Origin of the sequence: Pseudomonas sp. TWR3-1-1 (assembly GCF_049896545.1) — a bacterium.
GTDB lineage: Bacteria > Pseudomonadota > Gammaproteobacteria > Pseudomonadales > Pseudomonadaceae > Aquipseudomonas > Aquipseudomonas weihenstephanensis.
Genome location: NZ_JAFCUO010000006.1, coordinates 58,205 through 73,622, shown reverse-complemented (window position 1 = coordinate 73,622; position 15,418 = coordinate 58,205). Strand labels below are relative to the sequence as shown.

14 protein-coding genes are annotated in these 15,418 nt (G+C 58.0%); 5 read left to right on the top strand and 9 right to left on the bottom strand.

The genetic code is table 11. From position 1 onward, the window contains the following. Positions 1-56: 56 nt before the first annotated feature. The 3 genes from ubiB to ubiE are packed head-to-tail and all read right to left on the bottom strand — an operon-like array spanning position 57 to position 3,051. Positions 57-1,661 (bottom strand): ubiquinone biosynthesis regulatory protein kinase UbiB, encoded by a 1,605-nt coding sequence (gene ubiB / locus ACP7A4_RS14640; protein WP_059761509.1) that lies wholly within the window; start codon positions 1,659-1,661, stop codon positions 57-59. Further along, positions 1,658-2,281, bottom strand: a complete 624-nt coding sequence (locus ACP7A4_RS14635) for a ubiquinone biosynthesis accessory factor UbiJ (RefSeq protein ID WP_203303125.1) — start codon at positions 2,279-2,281, stop codon at positions 1,658-1,660. Before ACP7A4_RS14635 ends, ubiB begins: the two co-directional genes overlap by 4 nt. After that, positions 2,281-3,051: a bifunctional demethylmenaquinone methyltransferase/2-methoxy-6-polyprenyl-1,4-benzoquinol methylase UbiE gene (ubiE, locus tag ACP7A4_RS14630; RefSeq protein ID WP_048364564.1), complete on the bottom strand. Its 771-nt coding sequence runs from the start codon at positions 3,049-3,051 to the stop codon at positions 2,281-2,283. Before ubiE ends, ACP7A4_RS14635 begins: the two co-directional genes overlap by 1 nt. Positions 3,052-3,161: 110 nt before the next feature. On the opposite strand from ubiE, the gene ACP7A4_RS14625 reads away from it, so the two are divergent. The 3 genes from ACP7A4_RS14625 (at position 3,162) to ACP7A4_RS14615 (ending at position 4,887) form a co-directional block, all read left to right on the top strand. Continuing rightward, positions 3,162-3,437, top strand: a complete 276-nt coding sequence (locus tag ACP7A4_RS14625) for a polyhydroxyalkanoic acid system family protein (RefSeq protein ID WP_426247587.1) — start codon at positions 3,162-3,164, stop codon at positions 3,435-3,437. A 244-nt stretch (positions 3,438-3,681) separates the two neighbouring features. Further along, positions 3,682-4,008, top strand: coding sequence for a hypothetical protein (locus ACP7A4_RS14620; RefSeq protein WP_203303124.1), 327 nt, complete (start codon positions 3,682-3,684; stop codon positions 4,006-4,008). A 204-nt stretch (positions 4,009-4,212) separates the two neighbouring features. Further along, the gene (locus ACP7A4_RS14615) at positions 4,213-4,887 is read left to right on the top strand and encodes a phasin family protein (protein WP_426247584.1); all 675 of its coding nucleotides are present in this window, start codon (positions 4,213-4,215) and stop codon (positions 4,885-4,887) included. A gap of 1,483 nt (positions 4,888-6,370) precedes the next feature. Here the strand turns inward: ACP7A4_RS14615 and ACP7A4_RS14610 are convergent. The 6 genes from ACP7A4_RS14610 to ACP7A4_RS14585 all read right to left on the bottom strand — a co-directional run bounded on the left by ACP7A4_RS14610 (position 6,371) and on the right by ACP7A4_RS14585 (position 13,961). Then, positions 6,371-6,742, bottom strand: coding sequence for a gamma-butyrobetaine hydroxylase-like domain-containing protein (locus tag ACP7A4_RS14610; RefSeq protein WP_426247582.1), 372 nt, complete (start codon positions 6,740-6,742; stop codon positions 6,371-6,373). Positions 6,743-6,888: 146 nt separating this feature from the next. Then, a complete protein-coding gene (hslU, locus tag ACP7A4_RS14605) occupies positions 6,889-8,223 on the bottom strand; it encodes an ATP-dependent protease ATPase subunit HslU (protein WP_048364559.1) in 1,335 nt (444 codons plus the stop codon). 68 nt (positions 8,224-8,291) lie between these two features. After that, the gene (gene hslV, locus ACP7A4_RS14600; protein WP_048364558.1) at positions 8,292-8,822 is read right to left on the bottom strand and encodes an ATP-dependent protease subunit HslV; all 531 of its coding nucleotides are present in this window, start codon (positions 8,820-8,822) and stop codon (positions 8,292-8,294) included. A 279-nt stretch (positions 8,823-9,101) separates the two neighbouring features. Beyond that, positions 9,102-9,794, bottom strand: coding sequence for an SPOR domain-containing protein (locus tag ACP7A4_RS14595; protein ID WP_059761750.1), 693 nt, complete (start codon positions 9,792-9,794; stop codon positions 9,102-9,104). 1 nt (position 9,795) lies between these two features. Then, entirely contained in the window at positions 9,796-11,532 is a 1,737-nt protein-coding gene (argS, locus tag ACP7A4_RS14590) for an arginine--tRNA ligase (protein ID WP_048364556.1), read from the bottom strand. A 209-nt stretch (positions 11,533-11,741) separates the two neighbouring features. Next, entirely contained in the window at positions 11,742-13,961 is a 2,220-nt protein-coding gene (locus ACP7A4_RS14585) for a primosomal protein N' (RefSeq protein ID WP_059761751.1), read from the bottom strand. A gap of 219 nt (positions 13,962-14,180) precedes the next feature. Here ACP7A4_RS14585 and rpmE point away from each other — a divergent pair, with 219 nt between their 5' ends. Then, entirely contained in the window at positions 14,181-14,432 is a 252-nt protein-coding gene (rpmE, locus tag ACP7A4_RS14580; RefSeq protein WP_019825265.1) for a 50S ribosomal protein L31, read from the top strand. A 5-nt stretch (positions 14,433-14,437) separates the two neighbouring features. Continuing rightward, positions 14,438-15,265, top strand: a complete 828-nt coding sequence (locus ACP7A4_RS14575; protein WP_426247578.1) for a thermonuclease family protein — start codon at positions 14,438-14,440, stop codon at positions 15,263-15,265. The last annotated feature ends 153 nt before the right edge of the window (positions 15,266-15,418 follow it).

Sequence of the window (15,418 nt, the reverse complement as noted above, 5' to 3'; positions counted from 1 at the left end):
GCGGCTAAAGGCCCGGACCGGCGAATGCACAGTTTGCCAGCCTGCTCGGGGGCTGGCTATCGGCGCACGATCAGATACAAGCCCACGGCCAGCATGATGCCGGCCGGCCAATAGCCCAGGGTGTGCAGTGGGCCGACGGTGGCCAGTAAGGCACCTGCGGCCAAATGTCCCGCTCCCAGCAAGCGCAAGAACCAACTGTCTCGGGGTTCCGTTACCACCAATTTCTGGTTTTTTGCATGGGGCTGCGACAGGCGTTCCAGCAAATCCCGGGTCATGCCTGCCAGATGCGGGAGTTGCTCGACTTGACTGTGCAGGTTGCGCAGCAGGGTTTTGGGGCTGACGCGTTCACGCATCCAGCGCTCAAGGAACGGCTGCGCGGTGCTCCACAGGTCGAGATCGGGGTAAAGCTGACGGCCCAGGCCTTCGATATTAAGCAAGGTTTTTTGCAGCAACACCAACTGCGGTTGGACTTCCATGTTGAAACGTCGGGCCGTCTGGAACAGGCGCATCAGCACCTGACCAAAGGAAATTTCTTTCAGCGGTTTTTCGAAGATCGGCTCGCACACGGTACGAATGGCGGCTTCGAATTCGTTGAGTTTGGTGTGCGCCGGCACCCAGCCCGAATCAATGTGCAACTGCGCCACGCGGCGGTAGTCACGCTTGAAGAAAGCAAACAGGTTGCGGGCCAGATAGTCCTGATCTTCGGGGGTCAGGCTGCCGACAATGCCGCAGTCGATCGCGATGTATTGCGGGCTCCAGGGGCTGACTGTGCTGACAAAAATATTGCCGGGGTGCATGTCCGCATGGAAGAAGCTGTCGCGAAACACTTGGGTGAAGAAAATTTCGACCCCGCGCTCGGCAAGCATTTTCATGTCGGTGCGCTGGTCGGCCAAGGCGGCCAGGTCCGTGACTTGAAGCCCGTAGATACGCTCCATTACCAGCACTTTGGGACGGCACCAGTCCCAGTAAATCTGCGGCACGTAAAGCAGCGGCGACCCTTCGAAGTTGCGCTTGAGCTGGCTGGCGTTGGCCGCTTCGCGTAGCAGGTCGAGTTCGTCGTAGATGGTTTTTTCGTAATCACTGACCACGTCTACCGGGTGCAGCAGACGGGCATCGGCGCTCAGGCGCTCAGCGGTTTTGGCCAGGATGAACAGCCACGCCAAATCAGAGCCGATGATCGGTTTGAGGCCGGGACGAACCACCTTGACCACCACTTCTTCGCCGGTCTTGAGCTTGGCGCTATGCACTTGCGCCACCGACGCCGAGGCCAGCGGCTCGATATCAAACCGGCTGAACACTTCGCTGATGGTTGCGCCCAATTGCTCTTCGATGAGCTTGACCGCCAGCTGCGGGTCGAATGGCGGCACACGGTCTTGCAGCAGCATCAATTCATCGGCGATATCAGGCGGCAGCAGGTCGCGACGGGTAGACAGGATCTGCCCGAACTTGATGAAGATCGGTCCCAAGTCCTGTAGCGCCAGACGCAAGGCCGCTCCGCGGCTCAATTCCAGCTTTTTGCGCGGGAACCAGCGCCACGGCAACGCATAGCGCAGCGATAGCATCCACCACGGCAAAGGCAGGGCGAACAGCAGGTCATCCAGTCGGTAGCGAATGACCACACGCTGGATGCGAAACAAACGACGAATGGCAAGCAGCTTCATGCGACATCGCTGGAATTGAGGGATCGAGAGAGGCGCTCAATGCGCGCTTCCAGTCGGTCCAGGTCGAGTTTGAGATGGTCAAGTTCGTCAAAACGCGCTTGCGCTTCACTTTCTCCGACCAATGTGCGGGCTTCTTCGCTCAGGTATTCGGCCAAGTTCTGATTGAGGCTGGCGAACCCTTGTTGGTACCAGTTAGCGCGGCTACGCAAGTGGCCACCGATCAGTGCGGTAGGCACCGGGCCAATCCAGCGTGAGAGTTCGTACTCCCAGTCCAGTTCCAGATCTTGCAGGATCGCCGCCAGCGCCATCAGCACATGACTGTCGCCTTCGAGGTCGACTTCAGGGCCATGCAGCACAGCGGTTTTGTCTTTGCTCAAGGCCAAACGCAGCAGGCTGGTTGCCGGGGCACGCAGTGTGCAATCGGCGTCGGCGGCCCATTGGGTGGCTAACAGCAGGCCTTCATCGCTGGGCAAAATGAACAGATGCAGCGCAGGGCTGGCGCATTCAACCGCAATCACTTTGCCGGTCAATGGCTGCATGCGCGCCAGTGCTGTGCTGTCCAGGCGCAAGAAGCGGTTAACACCGCTCTCAACGCTGGCGAGAAGGCCCCTGAGCAACATCAGGGTTTGATGCCGCGGTGCAGTGCAACGATGCCAGAGGTCATGTTGTGATAAGTCACGCGGTCAAAACCGGCCTCGACCATCATCGACTTCAGGGTTTCCTGATTCGGGTGCATACGGATCGACTCCGCCAGATAGCGATAGCTTTCCGGGTCGTTGAGGATCAGTTTGCCGACCATCGGCATAAAGGCGAACGAGTAGGCATCGTAGACCTTGGACATCAGCGCGTTGGTGGGCTTGGAGAATTCCAGCACCAGCAAACGGCCGCCGGGCTTGAGCACACGCAGCATCGAGCGCAGGGCGTCTTCTTTGTGGGTCACGTTGCGCAGGCCAAAGGCGATGGTCACGCAATCGAAGTAGTTGTCCGGGAACGGCAGTTTTTCAGCGTCGGCCTGAACGAACTCGATATTGCCCGCCACACCTTTGTCCAGCAGACGGTCACGGCCAACCTTGAGCATGGAAGCGTTGATGTCAGCCAGCACGACTTGACCGGTGGGGCCGACCAGATGCGAAAACTTGCGCGCCAGATCGCCCGTGCCGCCTGCGATGTCGAGCACCTTGTTGCCTTGGCGAACACCCGACAGCTCGATGGTGAAGCGCTTCCACAGACGGTGCATACCGCCCGACAGAACGTCGTTCATCAGGTCATATTTGCCCGCGACGGAGTGGAACACCTCCGCGACTTTTTCCGCTTTTTGGCTTTCTGGAACGTTTTTGAAGCCGAAGTGCGTGGTGGGTTCGGCATCGCTGCCTTTGCGCTGATCAGTCATATCGCTGTCACCAAAAGAGAATGCTGGCCATTCTAATCCCGGAGGCCGACTTTGTCTTGGCGAGGGTCAATGTAAGTATAGTGGTCGGCTTATTTATGAGGAGTGAAGCCATGGCTCGCATCAGCGTTGAACGCACCCATGCCCTGGGCATTGAGGCTGCACGGGTAAAAGCTGAGCAAGTGGTTGAGAAGCTGGCGGCGCAGTATGGCCTGCAACCTACCTGGTCAGGTGACAAGGTCCAATTGAAGCGCTCGGGGGTAGACGGCTTGCTGGAAATCGGTGAGCGCACGGTCAAGGTCGACGTGAAGCTCGGGATGCTGATGTCGCCGATGAGCGGCATGATCCAGTCCGAAATTGAACGCTCGCTGGATAAGGCCTTGGTGTAAGCAGTAATGGCGTCATACGCGCCGACTGTTCGGTAGAAGAAGTGTGACGGGTAAGAGCGCTTTAGAGTGTAGGCAGTGAGACTTTAAAGCGCTGAACAGAGGGAGTGCTAAATATGAAAGTGCTCTCAGTATTGATCTAGAGCGTGCGGTTGACTAATAACAGCGAAGTCGGGGCGAGTCCTGTGTGGCGTGAGTTGAACTACCGTTTTCTCAGGAAGATCAAATACACACAAGGAGCTGTTAAATGTCAGATTATCGATTTAAAGTTGTTCGCCAGTTTGCGGGTACACATGACATTGCACGCGACAAGTCTAAATATGTCGTTGAGCAATTCGTGAAAACACGAGTGGGTTTTACTTTGACTGAACATGTGGCGGGGCAAGAGGTCACAGAGTTTGTAATAACAAACGATAAAAACGTTGTGATAGGTAAGTTGTTTGTTTTGATCAATAGCGTGTTGTTTACCGTTTACGGCGCGGCAGCGGCTGAAGAAGCATGGAACATGGAGGCCGATATGGTTGACCTCATGGATCAAATGTTTTCGACAGCCGGTACCGCAGAAAAGTTATGACGCGCAGCAAGTTTTTCGTGTGGCCCTGAGTTAAAAAGTTACTCATTCAATAACCCTGTAATTGAGTGTGCTGTGAAACCGTATACACATGCCTTGAAACAGTCCTGATTAAGGTCTAAACCTAGTGCAGGTGAACAGGTTGTTCACCTTGATGGGCCGACAGTCTGTTGATGGACGTCGCAATTGAACATTGAGGGGAACACGATGGCGGCTAAAAAACCGGCGGCACCTGTAAAAGACAGCCATTCCTGGGTTGGCAAGGTTGAAGAGTACTCGCGCAAGATCTGGCTCGCAGGCTTGGGTGTGTACTCGAAAATTGACACGGACGGCAGCAAGTTGTTTGACAGCTTGGTCAAGGACGGGGAAAAGGCCGAAAAATTGACCAAGACCTCTGAGCCTAAAGCGGCCAAATCGTCTACGCGTTCTAAAGTTGACGATGTTAAAGAGTTGGCATTGGGTAAATGGGGTGAGCTGGAAGAAGCCTTCGATAAACGCCTGAACAGCGCTATTTCCCGGTTGGGTGTGCCGAGTCGGGAAGAAGTCAAAGCGCTGCACGCCAAAGTAGAAACGCTGACCAAACACATTGAAAAGCTGACGGCAGCGGCGGCCAAAGTCACGGCGACCAAAGCACCTGTTGCCAGCAAACCTTTGCCAGCAAAGCCTGCGGCCAAACCGGTTGTGGCCAAGCCTACGCCTAAAACTACAGCCAAGCCCGTGGTCAAACCTGCTGTGAAACCCGCAGTCAAAAAAGCGCCTGTGGCTTCCGGTAAACCTGCGGCGGCCAAACCTGTTGTGAAGAAGCCGGCGGTGAGCAAAAAACCGATGGCCCCTAAAGCCGCTGCGGTTGCGGCTCCGAAACCTGATTCGCCCGCCGCTTGATCGCAGCCTCGTCAGCGCCTCCTGTCGTCGCTGTCGAGGTACGAGGCTGCGATCGGGCGCGCAGCGGCCGTAGAGTCATTTAACGCGATACTTGATCCACACCGCAGTGCTCGGGTTTACGAGCGCTGCGCATTTGATCGCAGCCTCGCATTACTCGTCAGCGACTACACAAACTAGTGTTCCTGTAGTCGCTGTCGAGGTACGAGGCTGCGATCGGGCGCGCAGCGGCCGTAGAGTCATTTAACGCGATACTTGATCCACACCGCAGCGCTCGGGTTTACGAGCGCTGCGCACTCGATCGCAGCCTCGCATTACTCGTCAGCGCCTCCTGTAGTCGCTGTCGAGGTACGAGGCTGCGATCGGGCGCGCAGCGGCCGTAGAGTCATTTAACGCAATACTTGAGCCACACCGCAGCGCTCGGGTTTAGGAGCGCTGCGCACTTGATCGCAGCCTCGCATTACTCGTCAGCGACGACACAAACCAGTGTTCCTGTCGTCGCTGTCGAGGTACGAGGCTGCGATCGGGCGCGCAGCGGCCGTAGAGTCATTTAACGCGATACTTGAGCCACGCCGCAGTGCTCGGGTTTAGGAGCGCTGCGCATTTGATCGCAGCCTCGCATTACTCGTCAGCGACTACAAAAGCTAGTGTTCCTGTCGTCGCTGTCGAGGTACGAGGCTGCGATCGGGCGCGCAGCAGCCGTAGAGTCATTTAACGCAATACTTGAGCCACGCCGCAGCGCTCGGGTTTAGGAGCGCTGCGCATTTGATCGCAGCCTCGCATTACTCGTCAGCGACTACACAAACCAGTGTTCCTGTAGTCGCTGTCGAGGTACGAGGCTGCGATCGGGCGCGCAGCGGCCGTAGAGTCATTTAACGCGATACTTGATCCACACCGCAGCGCTCGGGTTTAGGAGCGCTACGCATTTGATCGCAGCCTCGCATTACTCGTCAGCGACTACACAAACTAGTGTTCCTGTAGTCGCTGTCGATGTACGAGGCTGCGATCGGGCGCGCAGCGGCCGTAAAGTCATTTAACGCGATACTTGATCCACACCGCAGCGCTCGGGTTTACGAGCGCTGCGCACTCGATCGCAGCCTCGCATTACTCGTCAGCGACTACACAAACCAGTGTTCCTGTAGTCGCTGTCGAGGTACGAGGCTGCGATCGGGCGCGCAGCGGCCGTAAAAGTCATTTAACGCGATACTTGAGCCACGCCGCAGCGTTCGGGTTTAGGAGCGCTGCGCATTTGATCGCAGCCTCGCATTACTCGTCAGCGACTACACAAACTAGTGTTCCTGTAGCTGCGATCGGGCGCGCAGCGGCCGTAAAGTCATTTAACGCGATACTTGAGCCACGCCGCAGCGTTCGGGTTTAGGAGCGCTGCGCACTTGATCGCAGCCTAGCATTACTCGTCAGCGACTACAAAATAACCAGCACGGCGCGGGCCTGGCCGGTAATCGCGCACCCACAGAGCAAGCAGGCGTTACAGCATCAATTTGACGATGGACTCGGACGGGTCGCGTGACTTGCCAGCTTTTTTCAATTCTTCAAGATAGTCTGCCCACAGCGCGCCTTGGCGCTGGCCCAATTGATACAGGTATTGCCAGGTAAACAGCCCGCTGTCGTGGCCGTCATCGAAGCTGATCTTTAAGGCGTATTGGCCTGCGGGCTCAATTTTGTTGATGCCCACATTGATCTTGCCGTGTTGCAAGATCGGATTACCGTGGCCTTGCACCTCGGCAGAGGGGGAGTGCACGCGTAAAAACTCGGCAGGCAGATGAAACTCCTCGCCTGAGGGGTATTTCAGCGTCAGCGTTTTCGAGGCTTTGTGCAGGTTGATGGCGCTCGGGATCATGGTCATAACCTTTGGTTTCACACAAACAATAAAGCCGCTGGCGCAGACTGCAATCGCCAACGACGTTGGCGCAGGATACTAAGATCACTGAAGGCCGGTGGCCTTATCGCAGTCCGCATCAGCGGCTACAGGAGGTGCAAGCGCTTTTACAAGATGTAGCGCGACAGGTCTTCGTTTTCTGCCAATTCGCCCAAATGGCTATTCACGTATTCAGCGTCGATACGAATCGGTTCGTCTTGATGAGCGCTGGCGATATCACCGGCACTGAAAGACACCTCTTCGAGCAAGCGCTCCAGCAACGTGTGCAAGCGACGCGCACCGATGTTCTCGGTTTTCTCGTTCACTTTCCAGGCAATTTCAGCCAGGCGCTTGATGCCTTCAGGCATGAACTCGATGTTCAGGCCCTCAGTTTTCAGCAGCTCGCGGTATTGCTCGGTCAGGGAGGCATGCGGTTCGCTGAGGATGCGTTCGAAGTCTTCCGGGGACAACGCTTTGAGCTCAACCCGAATCGGCAAACGGCCTTGCAGCTCAGGTACCAGGTCGCTAGGTTTGCTGAGGTGGAAGGCGCCCGAAGCAATAAACAGGATGTGGTCAGTTTTGACCATGCCCAGTTTGGTGTTGACGGTGCAACCTTCGATCAGCGGCAGCAGGTCGCGCTGTACGCCTTCACGCGATACATCAGCACCGCCCACGTTGCCACGCTTGGCCACTTTGTCGATTTCGTCGATGAACACAATGCCGTGCTGCTCAACCGCTTCCAGCGCCTTGGCTTTGAGTTCTTCGTCGTTGACCAGGCGGCCCGCTTCTTCGTCACGCACCATTTTCAGGGCTTCTTTGACTTTCAGCTTGCGGCTCTTGCGCTTGCCTTTGCCCATGTTGGCAAACAGGCTCTGCAATTGGTTGGTCATTTCTTCCATGCCAGGCGGCGCGGAAATATCGACGCCCACAGCATCGGCGACTTCGATTTCAATTTCTTTATCGTCCAGCTGACCTTCGCGCAGACGCTTGCGGAACAGTTGACGGGTGTTGGAATCCTGCGGGGTGGCCGCTTCTTCGCCGAAGGTGCGAGCCGGTGGCAGCAGTGCGTCAAGGATGCGCTCTTCTGCGGCGTCTTCTGCACGATGGCGAACTTTGACGATCTCTTGCTCGCGCAGCAGTTTGATGGCTGCATCGGCCAGGTCACGAATGATCGACTCTACGTCGCGGCCGACATAGCCCACTTCGGTGAACTTGGTGGCTTCGACTTTGATGAACGGTGCGTTGGCCAGTTTGGCCAGGCGACGGGCGATTTCGGTTTTACCGACACCGGTGGGGCCGATCATCAAGATGTTTTTGGGGGTCACTTCAACACGCAGCTCTTCGGGCAGCTGCATGCGGCGCCAGCGGTTACGCAGCGCGATGGCGACGGCGCGTTTGGCATCGTCCTGGCCGATGATATGGCGATTGAGTTCGTGGACGATTTCGCGGGGAGTCATGGACATAGTAGTTGGCGTTCCTCTAGCAGAATGAAGGGGCACAAACGGGTCGGTGAATTGACCCGGCCAGTGGCTTATTCGGCGAGGTCCTGCTCCTCAAGAGTGATGTTGTGGTTAGTGAATACACAGATGTCGCCGGCAATGCCCAGCGCAGTTTCGGCAATTTCGCGGGCCGACAGATCGGTTTTCATCAGCAGCGCGCGGGCTGCGGCCTGGGCGAATGCACCCCCCGAACCCATGGCGATCAAGCCGTCTTCTGGCTCAACCACGTCACCGTTGCCGGTGATGATCAAAGATGCGTCTTTGTTGGCCACGGCCAGCATGGCTTCAAGGCGGCTCAGCGAGCGGTCGGTACGCCATTCTTTGGCTAACTCGACGGCTGCGCGAACCAGATGGCCTTGATGTTTTTCAAGCTGGCCTTCAAAGCGTTCGAACAGGGTGAATGCATCAGCGGTGGCACCGGCGAAACCGGCAATGACCTGACCGTGATAGAGACGACGGACTTTTTTCGCGTTGCCTTTCATGACGGTGTTGCCAAGTGAAACCTGGCCGTCGCCAGCCATGACAACTTTGCCGTGACGGCGTACTGAAACGATGGTGGTCAAGGGAAGAGTCTCCACGCAGCGGGGCGAAAATGCCTGATGGAGATACATATGGGGGTTGTAGCGAATATTTCAACAGTGGGGAGGGAATGCGGATGAACGGAGAAAGGACAAATCCTGTAGCAGCTGTCGAGGAACGATGGCTGCGTCCGTCGGCGAAGCCGTCGTAAAACCTGAAGTCGTGATCTGTCAGTTAAATCTCGGACTTGGGTTTTACGATCGCTTCGCAATCGGACGCAGCCTCGTTCCTTCGGCAACTGCTACGGGTCAAGCCGACGGGTATCAGCGGCGCTGCTGTAGCAACAAGTTACTAAAGCCGCTGCCCGCCAGTTGCTTTTGCGCAACAGTCAGTTGGTCACGGTTGCTGAAGGGACCAACCAGCACGCGGTACCAGGTTTCGTCTTTCACGGTGCCGGCTTCAACAGTGGCGGTTTGGCCGAGCAAGATGATTTGCGCACGCACTTTTTCCGCGTCGGCTTGTTTGCGGAACGAGCCCGCCTGCAAGAAGAACTTGGTCACCGGCGCCGCTTTTACCACGGGCGGTGCAGGTGGCGGGGTTACACCGCTCAAGGCAGCCTGAGCACGGGCCGTGTCAATTTTTGCCGCTTCGGCCGGGGTTACCGGTGCCAGCGGCGCAGTTTGCGGCGTTGGTGGGGTTTTTTCCGGTACGGCTTCTGGCGGCACGATCACTTCAGACTCGGGCAGCAAGGTGTAGAAGTCGTACTTGGGCTTGACCGGTTGCGCAGGGCTTGGCGGCGTTTTATTCGCCTGGGCCGTTTGCGCCGCCTTTTGCTGCTCTTGCTTGACGCGTTTGACGTCGTCGCCCTTGCCGGGTTCGAGTTTCATCAAAAATACGATGAATGCGCCCACGGTCAGGCCGATGGCCATCCACAGCCAACCTGGAATCGGTTGTTTGGCGGGCGCCTGATACCGGCTGGCGCCACGCTTGGGTGCAGGTTTTTTCTTGGCGGCCAACTTACATGCGCTCCAGAGTTTCCAGGCCCAGCAATTCCAGACCTTGCTTGAGGGTACGGCCCGCCAGGGCTGCCAGGCGCAGGCGGCTTTGTTTTTGTGCTTCGTCTTCGGCGTTCAGGATCGGGCAGTTCTCATAGAAGCTGGAGAACAGGCCTGCCACTTCGTACAGGTAGGTGCACAAGGTGTGCGGCGTGCCTTTTTCAGCCACGTTATTGAGCACTTCACCGAACTGCGCCAGCTTGGCGGCCAGCTCTTGCTCTTGTGGCGCTTGCAGCACGATCTGGCCTTCAACTTCGGTGAAGTTCTTGCCCAATTTGCGGAACACGCCCGCCACACGGGTGTAGGCGTACAGCAAGTAAGGCGCGGTATTGCCTTCGAAGTTCAACATCAGGTCGAAGTTGAAGCTGTAATCGCTGGTGCGGTGCTTGGACAAGTCGGCGTATTTCACCGCGTCGATGCCGACCACTTTGGCGATGGCACGCAGTTCGTCTTCTGGCAGCTCAGGGTTTTTCTCTTTGACCAGGGTGTAGGCGCGCTCTTTGGCTTCATTGAGCAAGTCGATCAATTTAACCGTGCCACCGTCGCGGGTTTTGAATGGGCGGCCGTCTGCGCCGTTCATGGTGCCGAAGCCCATGTGTTCCATTTCCATCGGGTGGGTCACGAAACCGGCTTTGCGCGCAACGGCAAACACTTGCTGGAAGTGCAGCGCCTGACGCTGGTCTACAAAGTACAGGGCGCGGTCTGCTTTCAATACGCCGCTGCGATAGCGGATGGCTGCCAGGTCGGTGGTGGCATACAGGTAGCCGCCGTCGGCCTTGACGATGATTACCGGCAACGGCTCGCCGTCAGCGTTTTTGAACTCGTCGAGGAACACGCATTGTGCGCCATTGCTCTCGACCAGCATGCCTTTGGCCTTGAGGTCGTTGACGACGTTGATCAGGTCGTCGTTGTAGGCGCTTTCGCCCATCACATCGGCCATGGTCAGTTTGACGTTCAGCAGTTCGTAGATTTTCTGGCAATGCGACAGCGAGATGTCTTTGAACTTGGCCCACAGTGCCAGGCAGTCCGGGTCGCCGGCTTGCAGCTTGACCACCAGGCTACGGGCGCGGTCGGCGAACTCTGGCGACTCGTCGAAACGCTGTTTGGCCGCACGGTAGAAGTTTTCGAGGTCAGACAGCTCGTCGCTGGTGATCGGGTTTTCTTCCAGGTAGGCCATCAACATGCCGAACTGAGTGCCCCAGTCGCCCACGTGGTTTTGACGAATCACGTCGTCACCGAGGAACTCAAGTACCCGGGCCACACCGTCGCCAATAATGGTGGAGCGCAAGTGGCCGACGTGCATTTCTTTGGCCAGGTTGGGCGCGGACATGTCGATCACGGTGCGCATGGCGGGGGTAGCCTTGCGTACGCCGATTTTCTCGTCAGCCAGGGCTGCGTCCAGGCGTGAGGCCAGTGCCTGGGTGTTTTGGAAGAAGTTCAGGAAGCCGGGACCGGCGATTTCGGTTTTGCTGATTTGTTCATCGGCCGGCAGGGCGGCGATGATTTTTTCAGCCAGATCGCGCGGCTTCATGCCGGCCGGCTTGGCCAGCATCATGGCGATGTTGCTGGCAAAGTCGCCGTGGGTCTTGTCACGGGCGTTTTCCACCTGAATCGCTGGCGTCAGGCCTTCAGGCAACACACCTTCTGTGACGAGTTGAGCTAGGGCTTGTTGAATCAGCTGGCGAATGGTGTCTTTCATGGTCTTCTCTTTCGACCGCAAGCGCGGTAGCGCTTCAGTGCGCAGGTGGAAAAACTGGGCATTATCCGTTGCCGGGTCGGCCTTGCCAACCTTGGCAGTTGGGTAATGGATCTGCGGTGATGATCACGCGGTGGTCCCGGATCACTTCGCTCTTATCAGGGTGCATAAATTTTGCGGCGTGAGCTTGCTCGCGATCAACAGTTTGGCGGTCAATACAGGTCGACCGGATCAACGTCCAGGGACCAGCGCACTTGCCGCCCGCTGGGCATTTGTTCGAGCAGCAGCAGCCATTGGTTGAGCAAGCGGTGCAGCGGCGCGCGCGCGTTGGCTTGTAACAATAGTTGCGCGCGGTAGCGTCCGGCACGGCGTTCCATGGGCGCAGGCACCGGGCCGAGCAGTTCGACGCCGGTCAGGTTCAGCTCGCCCAGCAGGCGTTCGGCCTCGCTGCATGCCTGGTCCAAAAAGCCTTCGGCTTGCCCCGGTTTGTGGGCTTCGGCCCGTAGCAGGGCCAAGTGCGCAAAAGGCGGCAGGCCCGCTGCTCGCCGCTCGCTCAACGCTTGTTCAGCGAAGGCAAAGTAGCCTTGTTCGGTGAGTTGAATCAGCAGCGGGTGGTCAGCCAAGTGGGTCTGGATAATCACTTTGCCCGGCTCTTGCGCCCGCCCGGCGCGCCCGGCCACCTGCACAATCAATTGGGCCATGCGTTCGCTGGCGCGAAAGTCGCCGGAGAACAGGCCACCATCGGCGTCCAGAATCGACACCAGCGTCACCCGTGGGAAGTGATGACCCTTGGCGAGCATTTGTGTGCCGATCAAAATGCACGGCTTGCCTTTCTGGATGGTGGCAAACAGCTGGTTCATCGCATCTTTGCGCGAAGTGCTGTCGCGGTCGACCCGTAAAACCGGGTAGTCGGGAAATAAAATCCCCAGCCGCTCTTCAGCCCGCTCGGTACCTGCACCGACAGGGCGCAAGTCAACTTTGCCGCATTGCGGGCAATTGCGCGGCACACGCTCAACATGGCCGCAGTGATGGCAGCGCAACTCGCCTGAGCGCTGGTGCACGGTCATGCGCGCATCGCAGCGTTGGCATTCCGACATCCAGCCGCAGTCATGGCACAGCAACGTAGGGGCAAAGCCACGGCGGTTAAGGAAGACCAGCACTTGCTGGCCTGCCGCCAGGGTCTGACCAATGGCTTGTTGCATTGGCCCGGATATGCCGCTGTCCAGCGGGCGACTTTTCACGTCCAGGCGCAGGAACCGTGGCTGTCTGGCGCCCCCTGCGCGCTCATTAAGGCGCAGCAAACCATAGCGACCGGTGTAGGCGTTATGCAGGCTTTCGAGAGATGGCGTGGCAGAGCCGAGCACGATGGGGATGTTTTCCTGGCGTGCGCGCACCAGCGCCAAATCGCGGGCGTGATAGCGCAAACCTTCTTGCTGTTTATAAGAGCCGTCGTGTTCTTCGTCGATGATGATCAGCCCCGGGTTTTTCATCGGGGTGAACAGTGCCGAACGGGTGCCAATAATAATGTCGGCTTCGCCATCGCGAGCGGCCAACCAGCTTTCCAGACGTTCGCGGTCGTTAACCGCCGAGTGCACCAGCGCAATACGCGCATTGAAACGCTGCTCGAAGCGGGCCAGGGTCTGCGGGCCGAGGTTGATCTCCGGGATCAGGACCAGCGCCTGTTTGCCAGCCTGAAGGGTTTCGCGGATCAGTTGCAAATACACTTCGGTCTTGCCGCTGCCGGTTACCCCGGCCAATAGAAATGCATGGAAGCTGCCAAGTCCTGCGTGGATGGCTTCATAGGCCGCCTGCTGCTCGCTGTTGAGCGGCAGTTCAGGCTGCGCCAGCCAGTGGTCGTGACGCTCAAGGGGGGCGTGGCGGCGGATTTCTACGCTGACCAACTCTTTAGCCAGCAGCAGATCGAGGCTGTCTTTGCTCAGCATTAACTTGCTCAGCAGCGTATGTGCGACGCCATGCGGGTGCTGGGCCAGAGTGGCCAGTGCTTCACGCTGACGGGGTGCGCGGGCGATGCGCGGGTCGTCGAGACGGGCGCCGGGCGCCATCTGCCAAAACCGCTCTTGCCGGGTTTCAGCCAGCTCCCCCTGACGCAGCAGTACGGGCAAGGCCCAGCTCAGGGTGTCGCCCAGACTGTGCTGGTAGTACTGCGAGGTCCATAAACACAGTTTGAGCAGCGAGGCGGGCAGCGGCGCGGTGGTATCGAGCAATGCAATCGCCGGTTTGAGCTTGTCGGCCGGGACGTCACTGTGATCGACCACTTCAACCAGAATGCCGATCATCTCGCGCCGCCCGAACGGCACCCGCAAGCGCATACCCGGCTGCAATTGATCGCGTCGCACGCCCGCAGGCGCCCGATAGTCAAACAGGCGGCGCAGGGGGGAAGGCAGGGCAAGGCGCAAAATGGCGTCGGGCACGCGGGGCTCTCAAGTGATGAACGGCAAAGATGGCCCGGAGCCTAGCAGACAAAGCGCTGCGCGACTAAAAGGCAGGGCACTGAAAGGCGAATGATTTTAGCGGGAGCATGATTGGCTGCTTGCGTCAATGCATAGGTCTGGTATTATCGGCGCCCTAAATTTACGTGCGGTATTCAACAATGGTGTTGAGTGGCGGCACGCTAGCCTGAGGAATACCCCATGAAAGCCGATATCCATCCAGCGTACGAAACAATCCTGGTAACTTGCAGCTGCGGCAACAAGTTCGAAACACGTTCGAACCTGTGCAAGCCACTGGGCACTGACGTATGCAACGAGTGCCACCCGTTCTACACCGGTAAGCAAAAAACTCTGGACATTGGCGGTCGTGTTGATCGCTTCAAGACTCGTTTTGGTGCTTTCGGCGCTAAAGCAGCCGCTCCAGCAGCAGAAGCAGAAAAAGCCGCCGAGTAAGGCGCATGACCTTGGGCAACCTTTTGAGGCTGGCCGGGTTATTGAAAAAGGCGTCCCTTGCGGGCGCCTTTTTTGTGCCTGCGATTTGGCTTTCCAGCGTACAGGCCCAGGTGCTTTGCCCTGCGCCAAAAGCGCCCACACCCGCGCAAGTCGAGCGCGTGGTCGATGGCGACACCTTGCGCCTCAAAGACGGGCGCAGCGTGCGCATGATCGGTCTCAATGCGCCAGAAACCGGCAAAAAAGGCCAAACCGCCGAACCTTTTGCGGAGGCGGCGCGCCAACGGCTGCAAGCGCTGGTGGCGCGCAGTGATGGCCGCGTGGGGTTGCTGACAGGCAAGCAGGCGCAGGACCGCTATGGGCGCACCCTGGCCCATGTGTTCGGGGCAGACGGCAGCAACCTTGAAGCTCAACTGCTGGCAGACGGTCTGGGTTATCAGGTGGCCATTGCACCCAATACCGAACTGCTGGGCTGCCAACAGGCGGCAGAGCAGCGCGCACGCTCCGCCAGGGCCGGGGTGTGGCGCCAATCGCCGGTGCAGGCGCCGCAGCACATCACCCGCTCCGGTTTCGCGATAGTGGGTGCAAAAGTGAGTCGGGTTCAGCGCAATCGTGGTGGTTTTTGGATCGACCTTGAGGGCGGACTGGTGCTGCACATTGCACCCAATCAACTGACCCATTTCGATCAAAAACGTCTCGCGAACTTGAAGGGCACGCAGCTTGAGGCGCGTGGCTGGGTGCTGGACCGTTCACGGCGTGGCGGGTTGAAGCCGGGTCAGGCGCGCTGGATGCTGCCATTGACGCATCCGGGCATGTTTAAAGTCATCGCCCGCTAAAAATTGTAGACAATTTTTAATGTGGATTGTGAACACTGTAGCCCTTACGGGCCGCGGCTCTTGGTCCAAAGTCGTAGGGTAAAGCCCTTGACACTGCTGACTGGTCAGTCTTGTCGGGACTTTACGACACGCGTATGCTCGGCGATCCGTCTG

Bases quoted from the DNA above. Each gene is read 5' to 3' on its own strand.
- ACP7A4_RS14620 (WP_203303124.1), top strand. From the start codon at position 3,682: ATGTCAGATTATCGATTTAAAGTTGTTCGCCAGTTTGCGGGTACACAT.
- rpmE (WP_019825265.1), top strand. From the start codon at position 14,181: ATGAAAGCCGATATCCATCCAGCGTACGAAACAATCCTGGTAACTTGC.
- ACP7A4_RS14635 (WP_203303125.1), bottom strand. From the start codon at position 2,281: ATGTTGCTCAGGGGCCTTCTCGCCAGCGTTGAGAGCGGTGTTAACCGC.
- ubiE (WP_048364564.1), bottom strand. From the start codon at position 3,051: ATGACTGATCAGCGCAAAGGCAGCGATGCCGAACCCACCACGCACTTC.
- hslU (WP_048364559.1), bottom strand. From the start codon at position 8,223: ATGTCCATGACTCCCCGCGAAATCGTCCACGAACTCAATCGCCATATC.
- ubiB (WP_059761509.1), bottom strand. From the start codon at position 1,661: ATGAAGCTGCTTGCCATTCGTCGTTTGTTTCGCATCCAGCGTGTGGTC.
- argS (WP_048364556.1), bottom strand. From the start codon at position 11,532: ATGAAAGACACCATTCGCCAGCTGATTCAACAAGCCCTAGCTCAACTC.
- ACP7A4_RS14615 (WP_426247584.1), top strand. From the start codon at position 4,213: ATGGCGGCTAAAAAACCGGCGGCACCTGTAAAAGACAGCCATTCCTGG.
- ACP7A4_RS14575 (WP_426247578.1), top strand. From the start codon at position 14,438: ATGACCTTGGGCAACCTTTTGAGGCTGGCCGGGTTATTGAAAAAGGCG.
- ACP7A4_RS14625 (WP_426247587.1), top strand. From the start codon at position 3,162: ATGGCTCGCATCAGCGTTGAACGCACCCATGCCCTGGGCATTGAGGCT.
- ACP7A4_RS14610 (WP_426247582.1), bottom strand. From the start codon at position 6,742: ATGATCCCGAGCGCCATCAACCTGCACAAAGCCTCGAAAACGCTGACG.